The sequence below is a fragment of the Campylobacter sp. VBCF_04 NA7 genome, from assembly GCF_027737405.1.
Taxonomy (GTDB): domain Bacteria; phylum Campylobacterota; class Campylobacteria; order Campylobacterales; family Campylobacteraceae; genus Campylobacter_B.
The window spans coordinates 27,217-53,745 of record NZ_JAOVTT010000005.1 but is presented as its reverse complement, the minus strand read 5'-3'; the positions used below and the strand labels follow the sequence as shown (position 1 = coordinate 53,745).

General features: G+C 42.0%; 18 protein-coding genes and 1 tRNA gene. 11 read left to right on the top strand and 8 right to left on the bottom strand.

Going from position 1 to position 26,529, the window contains the following annotated elements; all coding sequences use genetic code 11:
- The first annotated feature begins 9 nt into the window (after positions 1 to 9).
- Complete coding sequence (locus tag OFO00_RS05415) at positions 10 to 675, top strand: energy-coupling factor transporter transmembrane component T (protein ID WP_333721408.1); 666 nt, start codon at positions 10 to 12, stop codon at positions 673 to 675.
- The gene (locus OFO00_RS05410; protein ID WP_270865194.1) at positions 672 to 1,490 is read left to right on the top strand and encodes an energy-coupling factor ABC transporter ATP-binding protein; all 819 of its coding nucleotides are present in this window, start codon (positions 672 to 674) and stop codon (positions 1,488 to 1,490) included. The genes OFO00_RS05415 and OFO00_RS05410 overlap by 4 nt, the downstream gene beginning before the upstream one ends.
- On the opposite strand, the gene OFO00_RS05405 is transcribed toward OFO00_RS05410, so the two are convergent.
- Positions 1,469 to 1,545 (bottom strand) — tRNA-Glu (locus OFO00_RS05405). The two genes, OFO00_RS05410 and OFO00_RS05405, sit on opposite strands and share 22 nt — an antisense overlap.
- 1,068 nt (positions 1,546 to 2,613) lie before the next feature.
- On the opposite strand from OFO00_RS05405, the gene OFO00_RS05400 reads away from it, so the two are divergent.
- Positions 2,614 to 8,949 carry a hypothetical protein gene (locus OFO00_RS05400; RefSeq protein ID WP_270865193.1) on the top strand — a complete coding sequence of 2,112 codons (6,336 nt, stop codon included), beginning with the start codon at positions 2,614 to 2,616 and terminating at the stop codon, positions 8,947 to 8,949.
- Positions 8,950 to 9,042: 93 nt separating this feature from the next.
- Positions 9,043 to 10,839, top strand: a complete 1,797-nt coding sequence (lepA, locus tag OFO00_RS05395) for a translation elongation factor 4 (protein WP_270865258.1) — start codon at positions 9,043 to 9,045, stop codon at positions 10,837 to 10,839.
- Positions 10,840 to 11,258: 419 nt separating this feature from the next.
- Here the strand turns inward: lepA and OFO00_RS05390 are convergent, their stop codons facing one another.
- From OFO00_RS05390 to OFO00_RS05380, 3 genes are all read right to left on the bottom strand, one after another.
- Positions 11,259 to 12,068 (bottom strand): transporter substrate-binding domain-containing protein, encoded by an 810-nt coding sequence (locus tag OFO00_RS05390; RefSeq protein WP_270865192.1) that lies wholly within the window; start codon positions 12,066 to 12,068, stop codon positions 11,259 to 11,261.
- 132 nt (positions 12,069 to 12,200) lie between these two features.
- A complete protein-coding gene (locus tag OFO00_RS05385) occupies positions 12,201 to 13,130 on the bottom strand; it encodes a ribose-phosphate pyrophosphokinase (protein ID WP_270859651.1) in 930 nt (309 codons plus the stop codon).
- A gap of 57 nt (positions 13,131 to 13,187) precedes the next feature.
- Positions 13,188 to 14,942, bottom strand: a complete 1,755-nt coding sequence (locus OFO00_RS05380) for a DNA polymerase III subunit gamma/tau (RefSeq protein WP_270865257.1) — start codon at positions 14,940 to 14,942, stop codon at positions 13,188 to 13,190.
- A gap of 94 nt (positions 14,943 to 15,036) precedes the next feature.
- Between OFO00_RS05380 and OFO00_RS05375 the strand changes: the two genes are divergently transcribed.
- The 6 genes from OFO00_RS05375 to OFO00_RS05350 all read left to right on the top strand — a co-directional run bounded on the left by OFO00_RS05375 (position 15,037) and on the right by OFO00_RS05350 (position 21,949).
- On the top strand, positions 15,037 to 15,582 hold the full coding sequence (locus tag OFO00_RS05375; protein WP_270865191.1) for a YajG family lipoprotein: 546 nt from the start codon (positions 15,037 to 15,039) through the stop codon (positions 15,580 to 15,582).
- Between the two features lie 7 nt (positions 15,583 to 15,589).
- The gene (locus tag OFO00_RS05370) at positions 15,590 to 16,201 is read left to right on the top strand and encodes a ComF family protein (protein WP_270865190.1); all 612 of its coding nucleotides are present in this window, start codon (positions 15,590 to 15,592) and stop codon (positions 16,199 to 16,201) included.
- A 79-nt stretch (positions 16,202 to 16,280) separates the two neighbouring features.
- On the top strand, positions 16,281 to 18,932 hold the full coding sequence (gene gyrA, locus OFO00_RS05365; RefSeq protein ID WP_270865189.1) for a DNA gyrase subunit A: 2,652 nt from the start codon (positions 16,281 to 16,283) through the stop codon (positions 18,930 to 18,932).
- Complete coding sequence (locus OFO00_RS05360) at positions 18,925 to 19,956, top strand: aspartate-semialdehyde dehydrogenase (RefSeq protein WP_270865188.1); 1,032 nt, start codon at positions 18,925 to 18,927, stop codon at positions 19,954 to 19,956. The genes gyrA and OFO00_RS05360 overlap by 8 nt, the downstream gene beginning before the upstream one ends.
- A gap of 77 nt (positions 19,957 to 20,033) precedes the next feature.
- Positions 20,034 to 21,059 carry a uroporphyrinogen decarboxylase gene (gene hemE, locus OFO00_RS05355; RefSeq protein WP_270865187.1) on the top strand — a complete coding sequence of 342 codons (1,026 nt, stop codon included), beginning with the start codon at positions 20,034 to 20,036 and terminating at the stop codon, positions 21,057 to 21,059.
- Entirely contained in the window at positions 21,056 to 21,949 is an 894-nt protein-coding gene (locus OFO00_RS05350; RefSeq protein ID WP_270865186.1) for a radical SAM protein, read from the top strand. Before hemE ends, OFO00_RS05350 begins: the two co-directional genes overlap by 4 nt.
- Before the next feature lie 212 nt (positions 21,950 to 22,161).
- On the opposite strand, the gene OFO00_RS05345 is transcribed toward OFO00_RS05350, so the two are convergent.
- Positions 22,162 to 23,265, bottom strand: a complete 1,104-nt coding sequence (locus tag OFO00_RS05345; protein WP_270865185.1) for an MBL fold metallo-hydrolase — start codon at positions 23,263 to 23,265, stop codon at positions 22,162 to 22,164.
- A gap of 124 nt (positions 23,266 to 23,389) precedes the next feature.
- On the opposite strand from OFO00_RS05345, the gene OFO00_RS05340 reads away from it, so the two are divergent.
- The gene (locus OFO00_RS05340) at positions 23,390 to 24,568 is read left to right on the top strand and encodes an NAD(P)/FAD-dependent oxidoreductase (RefSeq protein ID WP_270865184.1); all 1,179 of its coding nucleotides are present in this window, start codon (positions 23,390 to 23,392) and stop codon (positions 24,566 to 24,568) included.
- 57 nt (positions 24,569 to 24,625) lie between these two features.
- Here OFO00_RS05340 and OFO00_RS05335 read toward each other — a convergent pair whose 3' ends face one another.
- The 3 genes from OFO00_RS05335 to OFO00_RS05325 all read right to left on the bottom strand — a co-directional run bounded on the left by OFO00_RS05335 (position 24,626) and on the right by OFO00_RS05325 (position 26,528).
- Positions 24,626 to 25,312: a tetratricopeptide repeat protein gene (locus OFO00_RS05335; protein ID WP_270865183.1), complete on the bottom strand. Its 687-nt coding sequence runs from the start codon at positions 25,310 to 25,312 to the stop codon at positions 24,626 to 24,628.
- A gap of 75 nt (positions 25,313 to 25,387) precedes the next feature.
- The gene (locus tag OFO00_RS05330; protein WP_270865182.1) at positions 25,388 to 25,870 is read right to left on the bottom strand and encodes a TlpA family protein disulfide reductase; all 483 of its coding nucleotides are present in this window, start codon (positions 25,868 to 25,870) and stop codon (positions 25,388 to 25,390) included.
- The gene (locus tag OFO00_RS05325; protein ID WP_270865181.1) at positions 25,860 to 26,528 is read right to left on the bottom strand and encodes an ABC transporter ATP-binding protein; all 669 of its coding nucleotides are present in this window, start codon (positions 26,526 to 26,528) and stop codon (positions 25,860 to 25,862) included. The genes OFO00_RS05330 and OFO00_RS05325 overlap by 11 nt, the downstream gene beginning before the upstream one ends.
- Between the last annotated feature and the right edge of the window lies 1 nt (position 26,529).

Sequence of the window (26,529 nt, the reverse complement as noted above, 5' to 3'; positions counted from 1 at the left end):
GGATCAAAAATCAAAACTTTTAACCCCTGCCAAAACGCCGCAATTAGCCTACTTTGCTTTGTGATTTATAGCTTTTTTGTCGCACTTGGGGGCAAAATTTATCTTAGCTATTTTTTGCCAGTTTTAGCCCTTTTGGCGCTAAATTTCGCCGATTTTAAAGAGATTTTTAAAAAACTTGCGATTTTAAATATTTTTGTATTTTTTATGATACTAAGCGCGCTAATAGCGCAAAATTCGCACTTTGCACTGCTTGTATTTTTTCGAGCAAATTTGATTATGCTTTTTGCGATTTTGATTTTTTGGAAGCGGGACGAGTATTTTTTGGCACGCGGGGTGCGAAATTTAGGGCTTGGGGATAAAATTTCATCGATTTTTTATTTTTGCGTGAAATTTATCGCGTTTTTGCGCGCGGAGTTAGAACGCCAAAAAACCGTGCTTTTGGTGCGTGGATTTAGGGCGAAAAGTTCGATTTTTAGCTACAAAACCTACGCAAACTGCGTCGCGCTACTGATTTTAGGGGCGTTAGGGCGGGCAGAAAATCTGCAAAATGCCCTGATTACGCGCGGATTTAGCGGGAAATTTTTCTTCGCCAAAGAAAAATTTGGCGCACTCGAAATCGGATTTTTATTTTTTGTATTAATTTGCCTTTTTGCAAGGTTTGGAGAGATGATTTGAGCTGTTCGGTAAAACTTAGAAATTTAAGCGCGAAAATGGGCGAGAGAAGCCTTTTTTCAGGGCTAAATTTAGATGTCGCGCACAAGGAAAAAATCGTAATCTTGGGCGAAAATGGTCGCGGAAAAACCACGCTTTTGGAGATTTTGTGCGGGTTAAGGGCGCCTAGTGGCGGAGAGATCGAGATTTTTCACGAAAAAATTTCTAGCGTCAAAGAGTTTGCGAAATTTCGCCAAAATATCGGGTTTTTGTTTCAAAACTCCGACGAGCAATTCATCTGCGCCAATGTCTTTGACGATGTCGCATTTGGGCTTAGGGCGCGAAACGAAGCGATAAAAAAGGGGCAAAACGGAGGCGCAAAAAAGGCTAAAATTTTAAAATTTTTCCGTAAAAATTCGAGCGAAAATTTAGAGCAAAATTCTAGCGAAATTTTCACCACGCCACACAATCACCACATAAAACCGCGAAAAATTTTAAGCGAAGACGAGATAAAAATCCAAGTTGATGAGATTTTGCAACGCTTCGGAATCTCGCATTTAAGGGACGCCGTGCCGTATCATCTAAGTGGCGGCGAGAAAAAACTCGTAGCGCTTGCTGGGGTGATCGTGTGCGAGCCTGAGATAGTTTTGCTCGATGAGCCCACGACTGGGCTTGATTTTGCTATGCAATCGCGCGTCGCAAAAATCCTAAAAAACCTCGATATTAGCGAGATTATCGTGAGCCATGATGAGAAATTTATAGGTGCCGTGGCGGATAAAATTTACACATTGGGCGAAGAGGGATTATTTAGCGCAAATGGCGAGCCTTGCGGGATTTGAACCACGCGTTTCTACACTGAGAATGTAGCGTCCTGGGCCGCTAGACGAAAAGCTCAAAGAAAAACGCGTATTATACAAATTTTTAGTTAAATTTTTTCTTTGCGTTTGAATTTCGGCGGTTTTATGTGCGGGTTTTTGGCTCTGGGAATACTGCGCCGAAATCTTATTGTCATTATAAGCGAAGTAAAATTTACTTTATTTTGTCATTGCGAGCGTAGCGAAGCAATCCAGGGAAATTCAAATAAATTTTAATTCGCAGAAAAATTTATCGAAATTTATATTTTATGGAATTTTAAAAAACTCACTCTAAATTTTACTGGATTGCTTCGACGGCGTTGCCGTCTCGCAATGACACGGAATTTACATTTTGGTTATTTTCGCTCGTAGATTGCCACGGCGACTGCGTCGCCTCGCAATGACAGATTAGACAATTTTCGCGCTCGCTATTGTCATTGCGAGGAGCAAAGCGACGAAGCAATCTACGATTTAAAATTACCGAACGCTCAATTTGCTGTCATTGCGAGCGAGTGTAACGAGCGTGGCAATCTACGAATTTAAAATTCCTTGCGCTAAATTTGCTGTCATTGCGAGCGAAGCGAAGCAATCCAGGGAAATTCAAATAAATTTTTAATTCACATAAAAATTTATCGGAATTTATATTTTATGGAATTTTAAAAAACTCACTCTAAATTTTACTGGATTGCTTCGACGGCGTTGCCGTCTCGCAATGACACGGATTATAGCGTCTGGTAGTTTGCGCTCGTAGATTGCCACGGCGACTGCGTCGCCTCGCAATGACAAATTAAACGAAATTTGCTCGCCATTGTCATTGCGAGGAGCATAGCGACGAAGCAAAACAAGCGTAGCGGTGGCGTGCGTAGCACGACAGGTTTGGACGAGCCGTAGGGGAAGTCAATCTACGAATTCAAATCACCGAACGCCAAATTTGCATTTTTTAGTTTGCAAATTCGCGCGCAAATAAATTCGCCCAAATAACAAAAATAAAAAATCCGCTAAATGCCTTGATTATTCACATTTTCAAAGGTTAAATTTATATTTATTTTAAGCGATTTAGTAATAAAATAGAGAAAATTTTTACACATAAAATGATGGAGGTCATATTATGAAAAAAGAAAAGGTATTTAGCAGGGCGTTATCTGCTATGTTGATTTTGTTTGGAGTTAGCGTTGGCGCGTTCGCTGAGGGTTGGTATAATGATCCAGAAATTCCAAACAGCGGAATAATTCCAAAAACGCTTGGGCATTTAACTGCTGATGGCAAAAAACAATTAGTCAATTTTAGCAAGGTTAATCCAGTTAGTATCAATACACAAAGCGATTCTTTGAGCCATAGATTTGGTGGAGAGGGAACTTATGTCTTTGGAGACATTGTAACGGCGGGAAATTCTGTGCTTGAAGCTATGAAAGCCGATACCATAGGTGATGCGACGGTTTATACAGGAGCGTATAGAACAGATGGTGGCATGGGAAAGCAATACAATAACTCAAAGGATGAAATCAAACTCCCAAATGGTGTCACGAGAGATGATATAGTTTTTGCTAGGCTTTATTGGTTTGGTCATTTATATGCTAATGAAGGTTTGCCAAACTCATGGGATAGTGCTGGCAACCTAGAAGTAAAAGATATAGCAGGCTATAAAAAGGCAAAATTAAAAATAGGAAATGAGCAAGCCAGTGCGACTTATGAAGTAGAAAGTGAAGTTTGTAATGGAGTGTTTGCTTATGATTCTGATAAAAAATTATTACCAGATAATGCTATAAACAAAGGCACGCAGTATAGATATAATATGCACTATACCTGCTCTGTGGATATAACAGAAAAAATAAAAAATAATTTTAGCGATTATAGCGATACAATAGAAATAGCAGCAGGCGATATCAAAGTCACAAAAGATAACGCTGCTCGAAGAAAAGATGGCAAGCTGGACGGCACGCGAATATATACAAGTAACCAAGTATATAGATTGGCGAATGCTGACAAGGAAAAAAATCCAGAGAAAGGTTTTATGGAAGACCAAGCTGCGTTGCTTCCTTTTGGCGGCTGGTATGTAGTGTTGGTTTATGATAAATCTTTGGAAGCTAGACAAAAGCTACTAGATAATCCTAGTTTGATAGGCAAAAGCGATAGAAAAGGCGCAAAAGAGCATTTAGATAAATATTTCAAAGCAAAAAATGTCACGCTATATGATGGCTATTTGTCGTTGGAGCCAGATACTGGCAATAACACAAATATATCGGCTGATTTTAGACTAGACGGGATTTATACCCCTACACATGGCGATTATATTCAAGGCAAGCTTTTGTTTGGGTCTTTTGGTTCTAATAAGGGAAATTATAGCAATTTAAGTGATGACCAGAAAAAAAGTTTAAATGAAGGTCTATTTGTAAAAAATGCAAAAAATGGCAAATATGAGAGATTGACAAGTCCTAGCAATCCGCTTGCGACATTTAATGGCTCAAAAAGCAAATATGTAGTGGATGATAATGGAAAATATAAATTTGAAGGAATGCAATGTTCGCAAAGTGGTTGTGGCAACAAATATCTTCAAGGATATGACTTAGATGAATTTGATATTTCGGATAAATTTGGCAATGGACAGACAAGTATAGATATTACTCTGAAACAACAACCGCTTCCTGGCGGTAAAGGAACAAACCGTGCCTATGTGGCATTTATGGGATTTTCTGTTGATTTACATGTCCCAAATCTCTGCTATGCACAGAAATTTTACGACACAGCTGGCTGGCTGGGATTTTATTATGATAAAAAAACAGTTGAAACAGAGAAACTGAATCCTGAAAAGATAGGCGAAGCAAAAGATACCCCTGATGCTGATATCAAGACCCCAGAGGCGGTAGTCGTAGGCGAGACGCTGTATTATAGGACAGAGATTCGAAACCAAGCTGGCAAGGATGGTGCTGGTGAGGTTGTCGAGGGCGCAGTAGTAGAGCTAGCCACAGGTGCGTCTAATACATACAATCCAAATTCTGCTGGTATTAACAATACTGACCCGCAAGCAAAACAGCTAGAAAAAGTGAAATTTAGCTATCTCGTAGATGATAAGCCTGGTGCATATACTACCAATAAAGCAAGATCTGCTGAGGCAGCGGAAGGCCATGATCCAAGATACGAAGGCAACAAGACTATATTTACGACGAATAATAACAATATGAAATTTCGTGTCGGTAGAGACGCTGGTGGCGAAATGGGCGATGGCGAATACGCTGGTGGTCGTATAGGTGTAGGTGAATCAGCATATATGGAGTTTAACGCTACTGTCGGAAACACAGCCGTATATACACCTATGAGTTATACGCTTTCATACTCAATGAACCTTGGTGGTAAAAACATAGTAGGACCTAAGACTGTGCTAGAAAGATGTGATAACGCAGAGGAACAGAATGTTAAGATTAGGTTTTTAAATGGTCTTAAAGTGGTAAATCAAAATTTCAAAGATTTAAAAGACCGAGATAAAAACAGCGAACAAGACGATAGATTATATACCCAAGTAGCAGAGTTGCCATTTGATGTAAATATGGTTTTTCAGCCAGATATCAATGATATATTCCAATGTGGGATAAAAGTGGCAGAAAGCGGAAAATGCCCTAACTGGGATTTGGAGTTATCAAGCGATGGACAAACAACTCAAAATCGTGGATTGTGCGCGAGATTCCCAGCTATTTTTGAAATCAAATCTGACGGCACTTGCCAGCCAATAAAAGATAAAGAGCTAAGTGATGGCACGATAGGCATAGACTACGATGAGGCTAATGGCGATTTGCAAGTATTTGAGTTGCCTGGCAAGGTCTATATGTCAGCTATCAGAGCGGTAGATAGGGGACGTTGTAGAGATATAACACGAGAGTTAAAACTGCCATTTAAAGTAGGTAATGGCAAGAGTATGGTGGATTATGATACTAAGTTTGAAAAAGATCAAACCGAGGAAAATAAAGTCTTAGGTATCAAGGATGTAGAGATACTAGACGCATTTCAGGGCGTGACATTTATGCTTAGCTACTATCCTAATGGTCTAGGTAGCGAGCAACAAACAATAGGCGTAGATGAAAATACGACTTTGTCTATGGATACGCTGATTTTATATGAGTATGACACAGATGGCAAAGCTACGGCGATTTCTAACCCAACTGATTACTATGTAAGATACCAAGTTGAAAAATTATATGAATACTATATAAATAAAGATAGAAATTTGCCTGAGAAAGTAGCAGAGCTTTTGGGTAATCGCAACCAATATGAAATGAACGCTACTGAGAGCGACAAGCGCCCACTAGAAGTGGCATGGCTAAATGAGACAAAGACTGCGACTGGATATACAGATGAGAGAGAGGCTTTTGAAAAGGAAAAAGAAGCTATCCTCGATGAGATTAATAGAGCTAAATCGTATTTCGGTGTAGAAATGTCGAAAGACGGCTCCTTCCATGTATGCGATAGCGATAGCTTCGTAGTCAGACCTGCGTATTTCGAAGTAGATATGAGTGCTATCGACAAATACGCTAAACTAGTCGATCCTAGTGGCAAATCTGACAAAGACGGCGATATCACAACGGCATTAGATAAGACACATACTACTGATTTGCGCACAGGTGGCGACTATGAGAGCAATAAAGATATTTTAAGCAAGGTGCTTTATGCAAAAAGCTTTGAAGGAAATCCTGTGCCAAACTATACAAATCGCATAGGTGGAAATTTAAGCAATCAAAGATTTGTTAGGAGAGCGAGTTATGATTATAATGGCAAATCTCTAAGCGCAAGTTCTTCTGACGAAAATGCAACGCTAGCGGCATATAGAGAAAATTTGACTTATCTAAAACCATTTATTTCAAATGATTGTCGCAATAGCATATCAAATCAAGCGTTTTTCATAGAAAGTCAGTTAAAAGATCAAACTTATTTAAGAAAAACGATTGATTATCAGTGTGCTAATGAAAAAATCGGTTATACTGGACTTGTGCTCAAAGACGGCAGATATCAGGTGAGCGATTATGATAAATTAAACAAAGATGACAAATTTGGTGAAGCGACGAGCATAACAGTAGAGCACTGTATGGTAGATAGCAAAGACTTTAATAACATTGAAAATTTTAGAAGAGTTTGGGATAAAGATGCAGTGGCATTGAATGCTATGTTTGATGCCAAGGATATCAATGTCAATGCCAATGGTGTCGCTACCATAAAAACCTTTACTAGCAACGATCTTCGACTAGAAGCTCTAAAAGAGCCAGCAGCGAAGACTGGCAAACCAGCTGTTTTATTCACTGAAATTTTATATAAAGATAAAAATTTAGCAAGCAGACAGGGTGAAATTTTCAATTATTACAATGTCGGCGATGTTATGGTAAGCGTATATGACAACTCATGGACAGATGCTTTTGGTGATCAGACATTTGACAATAGAATAAATCCTAGTGCCAAAAAAGACGATGACGACGATGACGACGATGACGACAAAGATAAAAATAGTAAAGATTACTGGGGCACTAAATGTATCATCAATTCTACTACCAATAAGCACGATGAAAGAGGTAGAATCGGTTGCGATATCGGTATAAAACGAGCTACTCACAAGGTAGATGTTGGTGGTCAAAAAGCTGATGACGCGCTAGGTCTAGTGCTACGCTATCAACCAGATAGAATTCTTTCATCTATTAATGGATTGAGAAATGGTTTGCATGGTGCTAGATGGGATGGCGGTGCTGATTATAATGCGAGCGTTACTGCTTTTGTTGGTGATAGCAGCAATGAAAATTTTACATATTTCAATTCAGTTGATGTCGAAAATTTTGATATCGACATTGTCGGAAATGGTGAGAGTTATGTAGCTGCTAATGCAAATAACGCTGCGACTAGACAGCTAAGCGAGCTTGCTAGAATTTCTATTAGCACTAAGGCGTTTTTAAGCGATAAAGTTCATCCGGGAATCATCGCTACACTATATGATGGTAGAATGAGCACTTATGATAATAACAATACTGAGCCATTGTGTGGTTTCGCGTCTGATATGGATCTTTCTGTAAATTTCAGCTTTGATTGCGCTGTGGATGGTAGCGACCCTCGTTGTATCCAAGGTGTAGATCCTGATGAGACTGCTCCACAAGAGCCTTATACTCCGTATTCTGGTATGCCTGGTAAAATAGCGAGCGAGTATGGTATTACAATCCCTAACGATGCGAGGTTTTTCAGCGAAGATGTATGTAAAAATAGCGTAAATTATGATACTAGATGTTATAATTTTACTAAAAAAGAAGTTAGATACGAACAAAAAAAAGAATCTCAAAAACATTTTTCTTTACAACATGCGCTTTCTTACTATACAGATGGTAGCTTAAATAGCGGTCTTATCAATGCGGTAGATACAGCTAATGGCGATATCTTAAATGCTAAATCGCCAAATTTTGTATTAATGTCTCGTGCGTTTAAAGAGGGACAAACACCTACTGCGACTATCTATTTTAACTTCGATAGAATGCAAAAAATCCCTCATTTCCCTGCGCTTGTATATTTGACAGACTTTGATATAAATAATTTTGCATTAAGAAGTAATGAGATTCGTCCGGCTAAATTTGGAGCAGATTATAAGCTAAAACCTCGTGGAAGTAACTATGACTATAACTTTGCTCGTGAAGTATTTAATCCCGGCGCTATGAAGATAGATAGAAATAGCACTAAAAGTATCATAAATACAATAACCAATCCAAACGATATCTATGCATATTTCGTATATGGAAAAGCGTATGATGTAGATGATGGGTGGAAAGAATATACGCCAATAGCGGGCAATACCCAGCCTATATATATAGAGCAAGGTTTATATTGTGGCAAAGGTGATAATTTTGCAAATTGCACTGGTATGGTTGCGCCAAATATTATTCCTAGCGCATTAAGACCTGCCACAAATATATTTGCTGATTTGAGAAGAGACGATCCTGGACTTATGGCGACACAGAGAGGTTTTGTTAAAAATGTGAATTCTCGTGTAGATGCTACTTTGGCGCCTAGTGTGTTTGTTTCTAGATATGCTACTAGTAGAGTAACATTAAGCAATATATCGACGCTTCAAAACGGAGTTCAAACTCTAAGTGTAACTCATCCAAACAGAGCGAGTGATACTATTAGGATTATAACAAATCCATGGTTGATCTACACTTCACATGATACTGCGATATTTATAGAAAATCCGGCATTTGTTGGCGGAGAGGACTATGCTGCTAGATACTCTGGTGTTAGACAATACTTTAATCCTATTAAGGTTCGTTTTACTACGGCTGGCACTTGGGCTGGTGAAGGCGGTATAAAAGGCAAAACAAATAAACAAGTCGGTAATTTCGCCGGTGATAGTAATAGTGAAGCTTCTGTGGATGGCGGAGCAAAAGAAGGTTCTAGCGGAAGAACATACCGCAACAACCGCATTAACTGGTAACTTTCACGCCAGTTAAAATTTAAAGCCTAGCCTTGGTGCTAGGCTTTTTTAAATTTAATCAAATTTAAAAAAATAGTAAAATTTAAATTAGGAATACATTTGAAAAATATACGAAATTTCAGCATTATTGCCCACATAGACCACGGCAAAAGCACCCTTGCAGACAGACTAATCAGCGAGTGTAAGGCGGTCGAAGATCGTCAAATGAGCTCGCAAATCATGGATACTATGGATATCGAAAAAGAGCGTGGTATCACTATCAAGGCCCAATCCGTGCGCCTAGAATACGAGCTTGGTGGCGAAAAATATGTCCTAAATCTCATCGACACCCCAGGCCATGTGGATTTTAGCTACGAAGTGAGCAGAAGTCTGGCTAGCTGCGAGGGCGCGATACTCGTCGTCGATGCCAGCCAGGGCGTGCAGGCTCAAACTATCGCAAATGTCTATATCGCACTCGAACACAACCTAGAAATTATCCCTGTGCTAAATAAAATCGACCTTCCATCAGCAGATCCTGCGCGCGTCAAGGACGAGATCGAGCATATAATCGGACTTGATTGTTCAGAGGCAATCGAAGTAAGCGCAAAAACAGGGCAGGGCATAAAAGAGCTATTAGAGGCGATTATCACGAAAATCCCAGCCCCTAAAACCGATGAAAACAAGCCATTAAAAGCACTTATTTATGATAGCTGGTTTGATAACTATCTTGGCGCGCTAGCACTTGTGCGCATTTATGACGGAGTGGTCAAAAAGGGCGATGAGGTCTATGTCATGGGCACTGGCGGTCGCCACGAGGTGCTAGGGCTTATGTATCCAAACCCTCTTGCGCCGATTAAAACAAACGCCGTGCGAAGCGGTGAGGTCGGTATCGTAGTAATGGGGCTAAAAAATGTCAGCGATGTGCAAGTCGGCGATACGATTACGCTCTATCGCAACCAAGCTTCCCAGCCAATCGGTGGCTTTGAAAAGGCCAAGCCTTTTGTGTTTGCTGGAATTTACCCCGTCGAGACCGATAAATTCGAAGAGCTACGCGACGCGCTAGATAAGCTCAGCCTAAACGATAGCTCACTTAGCTACGAGCCAGAGACCTCGCTTGCGCTTGGATTTGGCTTTCGCGTGGGGTTTTTGGGCTTGCTTCACATGGAGGTTGTCAAGGAGCGATTAGAGCGTGAGTTTAACCTAGATTTAATTGCCACTGCGCCGACCGTTACTTATGAGGTCTATCTCACAGACGGCTCTATCAAGCGAATCCATAGCCCTAGCGAACTGCCTGAGCCAAATTATATAGATCATATCGAAGAGCCTTATGTGCGCGCTACAATCATTACACCGAGTGAATTTTTGGGGAATTTAATCACGCTTTTAAATTCTCGCCGTGGCGTGCAGACCAAAATGGACTATATCACGCCAGAGCGTGTTTTGCTCGAATACGATGTACCGACAAACGAGATTATTATGGATTTTTACGACAAACTCAAATCCTGCACCAAAGGCTATGCGAGTTTCGATTACGAGCCTAGCGATTATAGGCGCGGAAATTTGGTCAAACTCGATATTCGCGTCGCTGGCGAGGCTGTCGATGCGCTCTCTATCATCGTGCCGGTAGAAAAGGCGCAGTCTAAGGGCAGGGATCTAGTAAAGGCGATGAAGGAAATCGTCCCGCGTCAGCTTTTTGAAGTGGCGATTCAGGCTAGTATCGGCAACAAAATCATCGCCCGCGAAAATGTCCGCGCCATGGGCAAAAATGTAACCGCCAAGTGCTACGGTGGCGATATTACGCGTAAGCGCAAGTTGCTCGAAAAGCAAAAAGAGGGCAAAAAGCGCATGAAGGCTATCGGCAAGGTGAATTTGCCTAGCGAGGCGTTTTTAAGCGTTTTGAAGATTGATTAAAATTTGGCTTTTTGGTGAATACTGCCCCGGATTTCTTGTGTGATTTTTGTCGCAGGAATTTTGTGAGGGTAAAATTTGTTTAATTTGTCATTGCGAGCTTTCGCAGAAAGCGAAGCAATCCAGTAAAATTTAGAGTGAGTTTTTTAAAATTCCATAAAATATAAATTCCGATAAATTTTTCTGTGAATTAAAATTTGTTTGAATTTCCATGGATTGCAACGCTGGGCTCGCAATGACAGCAAATTTGGCGCAAGGAATTTTAAAGTCGTAGATTGCCACGCCGTGCAAGCACGGCTCGCAATGACAAATTAAAAGTCAATGAAAATCCCATGGATTGGCATGTTAGCTGCGTTTGCTTGCAAATGACAAATCATAGAAATTTATAAGCCCAAATTTGGGCTTATAAAGTAGAATTTGGCCTAAAAATTGCTAAGGAAATCGTCTAGCAGAAGGTATTTTTTATCAATACTACCTTTGTAAAATTTCTCGAAAGTATCGGTGTATGCGTGTTGGAAAAACTCCGCCTTTGTTAGCTCAATAATCGCGTTATTTACGAAATTTACAAGCTCTGCGTTGCCTTTTTGCGCGCCCACACAGATATAATCTATTTCGCCTACGCTTTTGACGCCAGTTTCTAAGCTAGGATTATTCATCACAACTGCGGCGGCTGTGATATTTGTGTGCATGTAGCCATCGACTTCGTTTGATAGCATTTTTTCCGCGCACTCTACGCCATGTTCGCAGTAAGAAACATCAAAACTATATTTTTGTGCATTTGTTTTGAGCCAATCATCGCTTGTGGTACCCTTTTGGACTATGATTTTTTTGCCCTTTAAATCAGATAGTTTTGTAACTCCGTCAGCTTTTCTGGTGACTACGACTTGCACATCTGCTAGGTATGGCACTGAAAAATCCACTTCCTTAGCGCGCGCTGGTGTGGCAGAAAAGTTGCCGACCACTAGGTCTAAATCGCCGTTTTTAAGCATAGGAAGTCTGTCTTTTGCCTCGATGACTACTAAGTCGATTGAGCCGTCGCTTCCTACTAGCTTTGTGCCGATTTCTTTGGCCAAAGATACCTCAAATCCCTCACTCTCGCCGTTTGCTTGCGAGCTAAATGGAGGCAGGTTTTCTCGTACACCGATTTTAACCTTTTTGCTTGATTGAATTTCTTGCAAAGAGGCACCAAATGCACATGCACAGCCAAGTGATAAAAGTAAAAACTTTTTCATTATATACTCCTATAAATGAAATTTTAGTTTTTTTTAAAAAGATATTAGGAGTAATTTTACCGTGAAATTTTAAAATAAAATTTAAATTTCACGGCAAATGTGGGTAAATTTGAAGAATTTTAGTATAAATTTTTAACCAAAAAGGCTATTTACGCTCTCGTCGTGATATACGCGACGGATAACCTCGCCAAATAGCGATGTTACCGAGATGACTTTGATTTTATCGCACTCTTGGCGCAACGGAATCGTATCTGTGACGATTAGCTCATCTAGCGCGCCCTCATTTAGCCTCTCATAAGCCGGCCCGCTTAAAACCGCGTGTGTGCAAAACGCCATAACGCTAGTCGCGCCCCTTTCTTTAAACGCAGCAGCGGCTTTGACGATAGTGCCAGCTGTATCGATCATATCGTCGATCAAAATCACATCTTTGCCATTTACATCGCCGATGATATTCATAACTTCGCTTTTGTTGGCTTCTTCGCGTCTTTTATCTACGATTACCATATCCAAATTTAGCTTTTTAGCAAAGGATCTTGCGCGCGCCACACCGCCGACATCTGGGCTAGCGATGATAGGGTTTTTTAAATTTTTGTTTTTGAAATAGTCCAAAAACGCCAAAGAGCCATACAAATTATCTACCGGAATATCGAAAAATCCCTGAATTTGTCCAGCGTGCAGATCCATTGTCACCACTCTATCAATGCCCGCTGTTTGCATCATATTTGCGACGAGTTTGGCGCTGATTGGCACTCTTGGGGCTGCCTTGCGGTCCTGCCTAGCGTATCCGAAATACGGCACCACGGCTGTGATTGATCTAGCGCTTGATCTTTTTAGCGCGTCGCTTAGGATTAAAAGCTCCATTAAATTTGAGTTAGCCGGAGCGCAGGTCGGTTGTATGACGAAAACATCCTTACCGCGCACACTTTCGCCGATTTGCACGCTAATCTCGCCGTCGCTAAATGTCTTGATAGAACACTCGCTAAGTGGCAGGGATAGGTATTTTGAGATTTTTTTTGCGAAGTCAGGATTGGCGCTTCCTGATACGATTTTATAGCCACGCATATTTTGCCTTTGTGATAAGATGAGCCCTAATTTTACACCAAAGCTGATAAATTTAAGCTAATTTTCTACGATTTTACTCGGTTCGCCGAAAAGATTTGCAAGCTCGGTTTTTAAAATTTCTTCCTTGCTCACAGCCTCGCTTGCAAGCTTGGCAAGCTCGCTTCTGGTCTTTTGCATATCGGGCTTGGCTGCTTCGGCGCTGATTTCGTAATTGCTCAAATTTGTCTGATTTAGCAAATTTAGCTTGGGTAAATCCTTTGGCGGGGTTGTTAAATTCGGTTTTGGCTCCGCCTCGCGAAGTGGGGCATTTTGGGTGATTGAAATTTTAGCATTTTCGCCAAAAGTCATTTTCAAAACGCTATTTATCGCCCTTGACGCGGCGCGCAAATACTCTTTGTCCTCGTTTTTGGCGCGCGAAATCAGATACAAAGTCGAGTTTTCGAATTTGACAAATTCAATGCAATTATCAAATTTCTCGCCCAACTCGTAGCTTCTATCGTATAAATTCGAAAGAAATTTATCATACGCCGAATTCGCATTTAGCGTATCTGCGCCTGTTTTTTGCGCTACTTTTTGCTCTAAATCGTTTAAATTTTGGCTAGTTTTGTTTTGCATAGGGGCTGGACTTTGCGCTGAATTTTGCGTAAAATTTGGCGCATTTCGTGGTGCGCTGAAATTTGCATTTGCCTGCGCGCTTTTTGGCGTAGCAAAATTTGGCGCAGAGCCCAAATTCGCCCCGCTTGCACCGCTATCACCAATGGATTTTGAAATTTCGATTAACTCGTCGATTTCTTGCAAATTCACAGCTTCCATCATCAAAAATATCATCATCAAAAGCGAGTAAGTATTATCCGAACTCACGCCTAGCATGCTTTTTGCGCCGGCTAAAATTCGGAAAAATCGCTCATAAATTAGCATGCTAAATTTGGTATCATTTCGCAAAAATTTCTCTTTTAAATTTGCAATCATCTCGTCGATTATGGTCTCGGCGTTGTAGTTTTCGATCTCTTTGACGATTTCGATAGCGCCCACGCGGTCTTGGCGCAAAACGATTTCTAAAATTTCATTGATTTTGGCGGGATCTAGGAGCCCTAGCATATCGGCTACTGCGGTTTGCGTGACATTTTCTTCGCTATAAATTATGGCTTGATCTAAAAGCGTGAGAGTATCCCTGAGCGAGCCAGAACCGCTTCTAGCTAGGATTTTGAGCGCGCCGTTTTCGTAAGAAATACCCTCGTTTTGTAAAATCGCTTCAAGGTGCGAAATAATCGCTAATTGGGCGATTGGTTTGAAACGGAAGTGCTGCGTGCGCGAAAGCACGGTCGCTGGTAGTTTGAGCGGGTCTGTGGTAGCTAGGATAAATTTCACATACGCAGGCGGTTCTTCAAGCGTCTTTAAAAGGGCGTTTGAAGCCTCTTTGGTAAGCATATGAACCTCGTCTATGATAAAAATTTTAAATCTCGCACTAGCCGGGGAGTATTTGGTCTGCTCGATTAGCTCCCTGATATCGTCGATTTTGCGGTGGCTTGCGGCGTCCATTTCGATGATGTCGATATGGCGACCCTCGTTTGCCATTATGCAGTTATCGCAACTCTCGCAAGGCTTCGAAGTGGGTCCGTGATCGCAAAGCAGGGCTTTGGCGAAAATACGCGCGGTCGAGGTCTTGCCAGAGCCTCTAAGTCCGCTAAAAAGATACGCATGTCCTAGTCTTGCGCCATCGAGTGCGTGCGCTAGGGAGCTTGCGATTGCGTTTTGTCCGATTAGGGCGTCGAAGTTTTTGGGTCTGTATTTTAGTGCGAGTGCTTGCAAAATTTCTCCTTGATTTAAAACCTTTAATAATACAAAAAAAACTATAAATTTAAAATTTATCGCTATATTACGCCAAATTTTTCAAAAAAGGATCAAAATGAAATCAATTTTTGTCGCAATCTTTGCACTTTTAATCGCAGGGTGTTCGAGCAATACGCCTGTTTTGGGGCTTAGCCCATATATTTCTGCTGCTACGCCACAAGCAAAAACCAAAAGCGCTGGCGAGCTAAATATCAAAGACTCTCGTCAAAACAGCCTAATCATCGGCACAATCAACGATAATAGCGGAAATTTAATCGACGAGGTTTTGCTTAAAACAGATTTGAGTTCGTGGTTCGAAAACGCCTTTAAAACCGAGCTTGGCGCGCGTGGTGTAGCCATAGGCGCAGGTGGGGCTAACATAAGCGTGGATATCAAAACCCTAAATGCCGCAATCGAGGGGTATTCTAAACAAAATATGAGCGCAAAAGCCGAAGTTTTCATAACTATCGTAAATGGCACTAGAACGATTACAAAACGCGTAGCCCAAGATCAAAGCGAGTTTGCGGCCCTTCGCAATGCCCGCACAATGGAGCCTTTCGTCGAAAGTATGCTAAGAGATATAATCAAAAAATCAGCCGATCAAATCGTCTCTTCGCTTTGAAATTTAAATGCGTTGCATTAATTGTGGCGCATTTTCCCTGCGCCTTTTTTGCGCCTCTTGTGCGCGAACTCTCTCGCAAAACCGCCTAAACGCGCGTGTGGTGGAGGATTTCGTGGTATTTTATTATTACGGATACTCGGAGGTTAAAAATTTAATCCTCTCCAAGCACCATTTGCACGGAAGCGCGGTTTTATCGCGCTTGGCTAAATTTAGTCTAGCGAAATTTCCAAATGAATTTAAGGTTTTTTTAGATGAGAATTTGCCAAATATCACGCGCGAAATCCCAAATTTCAAATTTCAAGCTGTCCCGCTAGATGATGATATTGGCTCTGGATTTTCGCATACTGCCGTTTTAGCCCGCGCGCTAAAATCGCGCGAAATCACGCCAGCTTATGGCGTGATTAAAGCCCAAAACAAGGTCAAATACGCAGGGCAGTCCTTGGAATTTCGCCTAAAACACAGGCGCGATTATAAAATTACAAAAGAGCCAAAATTTCCCGTGATTTTAGTCGATGATATCGTTACAACCGGGCTTAGTATGTTGGAGGCTAGGGAGGTTTTAAAAAAGGCTGGATTTAGAGTGGTTTTTGGCATAGTTTTGGCAAATGCACAAATTTAAGCAAATTTACGCGAATTTTAGGTTACTCAAAAGGTTTTTTTGCTAAAATCAAAAGTTTAAATTTGCAATAAGGAAAGATATGCAAGAAAGTATTTTTGACACACAAGAAATCATAGACATAGATGTTGAAGAATCAATAAAAACAAGCTATTTAGACTATTCGATGAGCGTTATCATAGGGCGAGCTTTACCTGATGCCAGAGACGGCTTGAAGCCCGTGCATAGGCGAATTTTATACGCTATGAACGACCTTGGAGTTAGCTCTCGCCAACCATATAAAAAATCAGCGCGTATTGTGGGCGATGTCATTGGTAAATACCACCCACACGGCGATACAGCGGTGTATGATGCGCTAGTGCGTATGGCACAAAGCTTTTCTATGAGAATTCCAACCGTCGATGGTCAGGGAAACTTCGGCTCGATAGACGGCGATGGCGCAGCTGCTATGCGTTATACAGAGGCTAGAATGACGCCACTAGCCGAAGAGCTTTTGAAAGATTTAGACAAAGAGACGGTCGATTTCATACCAAACTACGATGAGAGCCTAAGTGAGCCTGATGTGCTTCCTGCGCGTGTGCCAAATTTGCTTTTAAATGGATCAAGCGGTATCGCTGTGGGTATGGCGACAAATATCCCGCCACACAGCCTTGATGAGCTTGTAGATGGGCTTTTGCTTTTAATCGACAATAAAAACGCTAGCCTTGAAGAGGTCATGCAATACATTAAAGGTCCAGATTTCCCAACTGGCGGACTTATTTTTGGTAAAAAAGGCATTATTGATGCTTATCGCACTGGGCGTGGCAGGGTCAAACTCAGGGCTAAAACGCATATCGAAAAAAAGGCCAACAAAGATGTCATTGTCATCGACGAGCTTCCATATCAGACAAACAAAGCCCGCCTTATCGAGCAAATCGCGGATTTGGTCAAAGATAAGCAAATCGATGGCATTAGCGAAGTGCGCGATGAGAGCGATTTCGAGGGAATTCGCGTCGTAATCGAGCTCAAACGCGACGCTATGAGCGATATCGTGCTAAATAATCTTTTCAAACAAACCACTATGGAGGGCACTTTTGGCGTGATTATGCTCGCAATCGACGGCAAAGAGCCAAAGGTATTCTCACTAATCGAGCTACTTAAACTTTTCTTAAATCATAGAAAAACCGTCGTCATTAGACGCACGATTTTCGAACTTCAAAAGGCGCGTGCTAGGGCGCACATTTTAGAGGGTCTTAAAATCGCGCTTGATAATATTGATGAAGTGATCGAAATCATTAGAAATTCAGCCGATACTGCGATAGCTAGGGAAAATTTAATGGCTAAATTTGGCCTAAGCGAGCTTCAATCAAACGCGATTTTGGATATGAGGCTAAGCAAGCTAACTGGCTTAGAGCGCGAAAAAATCGAAAATGAGTTAAAAGAGCTTTTGGTCGAAATTTCACGCCTTGAAAATATCCTAAAATCTGAAAATTTAATCGAGCAAATTATCAAAGATGAGCTCTTAGAAATCAAAGATAAATTTAAATGCCCGCGCATTACAGAAATCGTCGATGACTACGATGATATCGATATCGAGGACCTTATACCAAACGAAAATATGGTCGTAACTATCACGCACCGTGGATATATAAAACGCGTGCCAAGCAAGACTTACGAGAAGCAAAAAAGAGGTGGCAAGGGTAGGGTAGCAGTGACTACATACGATGATGATTTTATCGAAAATTTCTTCACTAGCAACACCCACGATACGCTTATGTTTGTGACTGATCGCGGACAGCTTTACTGGCTCAAAGTCTATAAAATCCCAGAGGGCTCACGCACAGCCAAAGGCAAGGCGATTGTAAATTTAATCAAACTCGTAGGCGATGAAAAAATCATGGCGATAATCCCGACTACCGATTTTTCAGATACAAAATCGCTAGTATTTTTCACCAAAAATGGTATCGTGAAACGCACAAATTTAAGCGCGTTTTCAAATATCCGCTCACTTGGCGTAAGGGCTATCAGCCTAGACGATGATGACGCGCTAGTAACCGCGCTAATCGTGCCAAATGAGGCAGGCGAGAGCGCACCGATTGAGAGCGATGATGAAAATGGACAAAATTTAGAAATTTCGCAAGAAATCGAAGAAGTTGAGGGCGAAATTTTAGATGAAAACAGCAGCGAAATCAACGAAAACATGATTTTCATCGCTACCAAAAAGGGTATGTGCGTTAAATTTAAACTCGGCAAGGTCCGCCAAATGGGACGCGTAGCCAGAGGTGTGAGAGGGCTTAAATTTAAAGAAGCTGGCGATGAGGTGATTGGAGCGACATTTATTTTAAATGATAATTTAGAAATTTTAAGCGTGAGTCAAAAAGGTATTGGCAAACGCACCACAGCTAGCGAATATCGCCTCACAAACCGCGGTGGCAAGGGCGTAATCTGCATGAAGCTCACAAACCGCACCGGCGATTTGGTGGGCGTAGTAATGGTCGATGAGGAAATGGATCTCATGGCGCTAACCACAAGTGGCAAGATGATTCGCACAGATATCCAAAGCATACGCAAGGCCGGACGCAACACAAGTGGCGTCATCGTGGTAAATGTCGAGGGCGATGATGTGGTAAGCATTGCTACTTGCCCGAAAGCAGAAAGCGATGATGAGGGCGAAGTGGGCGAAGAAAATGGTGGCGAGAGCCTAAATTTAGAAAATAGCGAAAATCAAATTATACAAGGAGAGAGTGATGAATAGATATAACATCGCAATCGTTGGCGCAACAGGCGCTGTTGGCGAAGAGATACTTAGAGTTTTGTCTGAGTTAAATTTCCCAGTAGCAGATATTTTGCCACTAGCTAGCGCACGCTCGGCTGGCGAGGTCGTAGAATTTGAGGGCAAAGAGTATGTGGTAAAAGAGCTTACCGATACTACATTTGAAGAAAATGAGATTGATATCGCGTTTTTTAGCGCAGGTGGCAGTATTTCGGCGCATTTCGCACCGCTTGCAGCAGCTAGTGGCGCAGTGGTAATCGACAATACAAGCCATTTTAGAATGCAAGATGATGTCCCTCTCGTGGTGCCTGAGTGCAATCCTGGCGATATCGAGCTATGGGAGCAAACAGGAATCATCGCCAATCCAAACTGCTCAACTATCCAAATGGTGCAAATCCTAAAACCACTAAACGACGCTTTTGATATCGAGCGCGTAGATGTGAGCACATATCAAGCCACAAGTGGCGCAGGTAAAGAGGGTATGAGCGAGCTAGTCGAACAGCTCCAAGCGTTTTTTGCCTTTAAGCTCGATGAGTGTGAGCCAAAGGTTTTCGCTCACCAAATCGCAATGAATGTAATCCCTCATATCGATGTTTTCAACGAAAATGGTTTCACGAAAGAAGAGCTAAAAATGGTAAATGAAACACAAAAAATCCTACACAAAAACTTCCCAGTAGCCGCCACTTGCGTGCGCGTGCCTGTCATGAGAAGCCACAGCGAGGCGATTACGATTAAATTTAAACAAGATTTCACGCTTGAAAAGGTGCGCGAAATTTTAGCAAACGCAAAAAGCGTCGTGCTTTACGATGATCCAAGCGAGAAAAAATACCCTATGCCAATCGTGGCGACCGATACAAACGAAACTTTTGTAGGTAGAATCCGCCGCGATATTTATGATGATAAAATTCTCCACCTTTGGTGCAGTGCCGATCAAATCCGCGTCGGAGCGGCTACAAATGCCGTTAGAATCGCGCTTGATTGGATTGAACTTCAAGAAAACAAATAAATTTACGGGCGCAAATTTAAGGCGCCCATTTTGAATTTTGCAAATTTCACTAAATTTAGCCTATTTAAGGAGCAATGATGATTTTTATCGACGCATGTTTGAAAAAACCGACACCTTATACGCCTGTGTGGATGATGAGACAAGCTGGGCGTTATTTGCCCCAGTACATGGCGGTGCGAAAAAGTGTGGGCGGATTTTTAGAGCTTTGCAAGGACTTTCGCAAAGCAAGTGAGGTTACGATCCAGCCTGTGGAGATTTTAGGCGTCGATGCGGCGATATTATTTAGCGATATTTTGGTTGTTCCGCTTGAAATGGGCTTGGAGCTTGAATTTGTAGCTGGGGAAGGTCCAAAATTTAAAAATCCTTTGAAAAATTTGGAAGATTTAAAGGCCCTAAGCCCTGAAAAAGCCGTGAAAAATCTGCAATATGTTTATGATACGGTCGCGCTAACAAGGCAGAATTTAAGCGATGATAAGGCGTTGATTGGCTTTTGTGGTTCGCCTTGGACGGTGGCGACATATATGATCGAAGGCGGCACGACAAAGACTTATGCGATTTGCAAAAAAATGGCGTATTCTAACCCTGAGCTTTTGCACGAAATTTTGCGCGCCGTTACGGAGACGACCAAACTTTACCTTGAAAACCAAATCAAAAATGGCGTAAATGCCGTGCAGATTTTTGATAGCTGGGCGAGTGCGTTAGAAGAAAGCGCGTTTTTCGAGTTTAGCTGGAAGTATATTTTAGAAATTTGCGACTATTTAAAGGCGAAATTCCCGCAAGTGCCGATTATTGTCTTTCCAAAGGGCATTAGCGGATATTTGGATAAGATTAGCGGTAATTTCGATGTTTTTGGCGTGGATTGGAGCACTCCGATAGAGCTAGCTGCGGCAAAACTTGGGCAGAAATACACGCTTCAAGGAAATATGGAGCCAACCCGCCTTTATGACAAAAATGCCATAAAACAGGGTGTTTCGCAGATTTTGGAAGTTATGAAAAATCGCCCGCACATTTTCAATTTGGGGCATGGAATTTTGCCTGATATTCCTGTGGAAAATGCGAAATATTTCATAAATTTAGTGCATGAAATGAGCGTGGGAAAATGAAATACATTTTCGGTCCTGTGAGTTCTCGCCGTTTTGGGCAGAGCCTTGGGATTGATTTAAGTCCAAATTCGAAGCAATGCAACTTCAACTGTGCATATTGCGAATTAAAAGCAAAAAAGCCTATTTCGCAGATGAGCGAGATTTGCGATATTTCGCCCGTGCTTGATGAGCTAAAAGCGGCTTTGGCTAAATTTAAAAATACCCAAGTCATCACGCTTACGGCTAATGGCGAACCTAGCCTTCACCCTAAATTTGGCGAACTTGTAAGCGAGATTAAGGCTTTAAAATTGCCCCAAAAACTGCTAGTTTTATCAAATTCGAGCAGAATTTCGCAAAATTATGAAGCATTTTTGAAATGCGATATTTGCAAATTTTCCCTTGATAGTGTGGTTAGTGAAACTTTTAAAAAAATTGATAATCCGCATAGTAGTGTGAATTTGGACGAAATTATCTCAAATTTGATTAAATTTAGCTCTGAATTTAGGGGCGAATTAGTTATTGAAATTTTGGTTGTTGCAGGTCTTAACGATACTGCGCGCGAATTTGAAGCGCTAAATTCGGTGCTTGAAAAAATAAATCCCGCTCGCATTGATTTAGGCACGATTGATCGTCCGCCTGCGTTTAAAAACGCTAAGCCAGTAAGCTTTGAGAGGCTAGAATTTTTAAGCAAATTTTTGAAAAATCAAAGCGTAAATATAGTCGCAAAACCAAAATACGATAGCGAAAAGCTCGATTTTAGCGAAGATGAAATCCTATCAATGCTAATTCGCCGTCCTCAAAGCCTAAGCGATGTAGAGGCTAAATTTAGCGAACTCTCAAAGGCAAATTTAGCAAATTTGCTAAATTTAGGAAAAATCACCCTAAAAGACGGATTTTATAAAATTTCATAAATTTTGCAAAATACTGCCCTGAAATTTGCTTGTTATTGTCATTGCAAGAGTTTTGCAAATTTGTTTAATCTGTCATTGCGAGCTTTCGCAGAAAGCGAAGCAATCTACGAATTTAAAATTTCGGGGCAGTGTTTTTGCAAAATTTGTGTTAGGAATTTTATTTGCGTGAAAATTTTGCAATGACAAATCTGGCGCAGTGTCCCGCAACCCAGCTACTTCACGCCTTCCCACCATCTGTTTTGCGGTAAATTTGATAGGTTGAAAACCTCCCCCACAAGCGGCGTTGTGATAGTGTATTTCGCCCCAGCTTCCTTGCTAGCGCGCACAAATCTCTCCATTGGCTCGCTCCATTTATGATACGCCAAATCAAATTTCGCCCAGTGTATCGGCAAAAGCACGCGCGCACCAAGCACGCTGGCGTTTTTCGCGCTTTGCTCTGGCATGGAGTGGATCTGCGCCCAGGCGCGGTTGTAGGCGCCGTTTTCTAGCATGGCGATATCAAAGTGTCCGTATTTTTGCGCGATTTGCGCGAAATGCTCGCCATCTCCGCTATCGCCTCCGTAAAAAATCCTAGCCCCATCAGCGATAATCGCATACGAGCCCCACAGCGTGGTATTTCTGTGAAATCTACCGCTAAAATGTCTAGCGCGTTCGAGCGTGAAACTCACACCATTTACGCTTGCGCTCTCTTCTAAATCCAGTTCCGTAATTTTCGCGTCCTGCACGCCCCAGCGAAGCAGGTGGGCGCGCACACCAAGAGGCACGATATAGCGCTCTGCTTTGGCGTCAATCTCCCTGATAGCGCGCATGTCGAGGTGATCGTAGTGATCGTGGCTGATTACCACGCATAGCTTATCTGGCAGGTCCGAAATCCTAGGCGTTATCTCATACGCAAATGGCGCGCCACCCACGAAAATCGGCGAGGCGCGGTAAAATACAGGGTCGGCGATGATATTTAAATCATTTATGCGAAATAGCACACTCGAATGCCCAAACCAGACAAAATCGCCGTTTTTGAGGGCGCTAGGCTCAAATTTCACGCTAGGAAGCGCGCGCGAGGGGTTTTTGCCCTTGGGAGTAAAAATCATATCATAAAGCCAGCTTAGCATGCTTGGCATTTCATCGCTGGTCGCTAGCACCGTAGGCTGGGCGTTTTCGAAGGTTTTGCCATTGTAAGCCTTGCTGGCGCGGATTTTCGCCATAGAAATCTCATCTGGTACTCCGCCAAAAACAGGGTGAAATTTCACGAAGCAAAGCACGAGCGCGCCCAAAAACAAAACCGTAGCAAAAAACCAAAAAATCGATTTTAAAATCATTTTTTCCCTTTGAAATTTTTGGTTTATATTAGCGAAATTTTGAAATTTTGCTTAGACAAATTCTCCAAATTTATTGCCCAATTTTGCAAATTTTAGTAAAATGCGCCCAAAAATAGGAGAAATTTTGATTTACGATGTGATTGTTGTGGGCGCGGGTGCGGCTGGGCTTTTTGCTGCTATAAATTTGCGCGCAAAAAGCGTTTTGATTGTGGAGAAAAACGCCTTAGCAGGGCGCAAAATCTTAGCCAGCGGTGGTGGGCGGTGCAATATCACAAATGCGAATTTGAGTGCGAAAAATTATTTAGGAGATGAAAATTTTATCTCGCAAATACTGCGCCGGCTAAGCGTAGATGAGCTTTTGAGCGTGTTTGCGCCTTTGGAATTTGGCTTAGAAAAAAACGCTCAGTATTTTTGCAAAAACCACTCGCGCGCAGTGTTACAAAAACTACTATCTATGGCGCAAAAGAGCTGCGAAATTCGCACAAATTGCGAAATTTGCGAAATTTCAAAGAGTGGTGAAATTTTTAATTTATTTAGCATTAAAGGCGAGAAATTTTGTGCCAAAAATCTCATAATCGCCACTGGCGGGCCTAGTTTTAGGGCGCTTGGCGCAAGTGATAGCGTGCTAAGCTTTGCGGTGAGTTTTGGCATAAAGTGTGAGAAATTTCGACCAGCCCTTGTGGGGCTTTGTGTGCAAAAGAGCGAGTTTTGGTTTAAAAATCTAAGTGGCGTGAGTCTTGGCGTGCGCGCAAAGCTCGCAGGGCGCGAGATTGTAGGCGAGGCGCTATTTACGCACAGAGGCATTAGCGGGCCTGCGATTTTAAATGCGTCGCTGTTTTGGAGAAGTGGCAAAATCACTCTAAATTTCGCCCCAAATCACAATATGCAAAGCCTAGAAAAAGCCCTAAATGGCGGGAAAAAACAGCTTTCGAGTTTGCCATTTTTGCCAAAACGCTTTGTTTTGGAGTTTTTGCGCTCGCAAAATTTGCAGGATAAAATTTTCTCAAAATATAGCTCCGCAGAGCTAGAAAAAATCGCGCGAATTTTTTCTTACGAGTTTGCGCCTGCTGGCACTTTTGGCTTTGAAAAGGCCGAAATTAGCGCGGGTGGCGTTTGCACGGACGAGCTATGCGCAGATTGTGAAAGCAAAAAAATCCCCGGGCTGTATTTTGCAGGCGAGTGCATAGACGCATCTGGAATGCTAGGGGGATATAATTTGCATTTTGCCTTTGCTAGCGCTCTTTGCGTGGCACGCGCGATAAATTCTAAACTTAGCGCGCGAAATTTGGCTAAATTTGGCTAAAATTTGCAAATTTGACAAATTTTAAAATTCGCCAAATTTCGCAAATTTAGCCCAAAATTATCGCTCAATTTTTTCGATTATGATATCGCCTGATTTTAGGCCTTCGAGTGTGGTTTTGGCCTTTTCGTCGTCTTTAAACTCGGCGCAGTAAATCTCCAAATACTCAATCCCTTTGGCGTTGTTTTGATTCATTAGCTCGATTGCCGCAAGCGCCAAATATGGGCGTTTTGCGCCAAGTTCGGTAGCGCGAGATAAAATTTCTTTTGCCTTGTCTGTGCGAGTGGAATTTAGCAAAAACTCGCCATAAGTCGTTAAAACCTCGGTGTTTTGGCTATCGCGCGCTAGTATTCTCTCATAAATCGCGTCGGCTTTTTCCTTGGCTCCCAGCACATCGAAATTGTGTTGGGATACATAAATTTGGGCGAATTTCATATCGAATTGCGTGCGGTCTTTGGCGTCGATTTTATCGGTGATGATCTCTTTGTTTATGTATTCAAAAACGCTCGCCATTAGCACGGAGTCGTTGTATCCTTGCTCGGCTTCGTCCTCGCTGTCAAATTTCAGCGGATACTCGCAGGCATGCTTGCACAGCGCGTCGGAGTATTCGTAGAGTTTGGCGATGTCGAGGTTCGCACCACCATTAGGATTTTTTTTCATTACAGCGTCGTTTGAATACGCGCTATACGGCTCGGCGCAAAGTGCGCTAAATAGGGCGAAAATCGCGATTAGTATGCGGTTTGTCATTTTCTTATCCTTAAATAAAAAAGTTACTAATTCTAGTGGAAAAATTTAAATAATTACTGAATTTAGACTAAATTTTTAAATTTCATTTTCAAACGCACTTTTTGGATACAGACCGATTAGTTTTTTTACCATTTTGCCGTTTTTATCATATATAAGCGAGGTTGGCGTGCCAAATATCCCGCCAGCGACATTTGATAGGTATTTCACAGAGGCTGGCGCGCTAAGCGTAGGGAATTTTACCCCTTTTTCGCGTGCGGTTTTAAGATCTGTTTCTAGCTCACCGCCACCGCCTAAAACGCCGATTACAAGGGCTTTTTGCGAGGCGTGGATTTCATTTAGGATAGGGGTTTGCGCCCCGCACGCTCCACACGAAGCCGTGAAAAAAAACAAAATCACAGGTTTGTCGTTTCCACTCACGCCAAAAGAGCGAGTTTTAGGGTCAAATTTCGTCGCGATACTCTCGCCATTTAGGGCTAAATGGCGTTTTTCGCCATCGCATGCGCCAAACATTAAAGCGCACGCTAGCCCTAGCGCAAATTTTAAAATTTTAAATTTCATTTAAAACCTCGATTTTATCTAATTTTCCGTGCCTTAAACGCACGACTTTATCGGCGTATTTACCTAATTCTTCGTTGTGAGTGACTAGTATGAGGCTCTTTCCCTCGGCGCGCAGTCCCTTAAAAAGCTCCAAAATCACAGCCTCGTTCGCCTCGTCTAGATTGCCCGTAGGCTCATCGGCGATGATGATATCAGGCTCGTTGATTAGGGCACGCGCGATACAAAGCCGCTGCTGTTCGCCACCGCTTAGCTGGCTTGGTCTATGCTCTATCCTGTGCGCTAGGCCGACCCTTTCGAGCGCCATTTTTGCGCTTTTTTCATCGACGCAGGAGTGGTAGTATTGATTTAGCATGACATTTTCAATGGCGTTTAGGTATGGTATGAGGTGGAATTGCTGAAAAACAAGGCCGATTTTTTTGCGACGAAATTCTAAAATTTGCGCTTCATTTAGCGAGCTGGCATCATCTCCGCCTAGCAAATACTCGCCCTTTGTGGGGCTATCCATCAAAGAAAGGATATTTACGAGCGTGCTTTTGCCGCTCCCGCTTGGCCCCATTATGCTCACCCACTCGCCCTTTTTCACGCCAAAGCTAATGTCATCTAGCGCCTTTACATCGCCAAAATATTTACAAATACCATTAAATTTTAAAATTTCCATA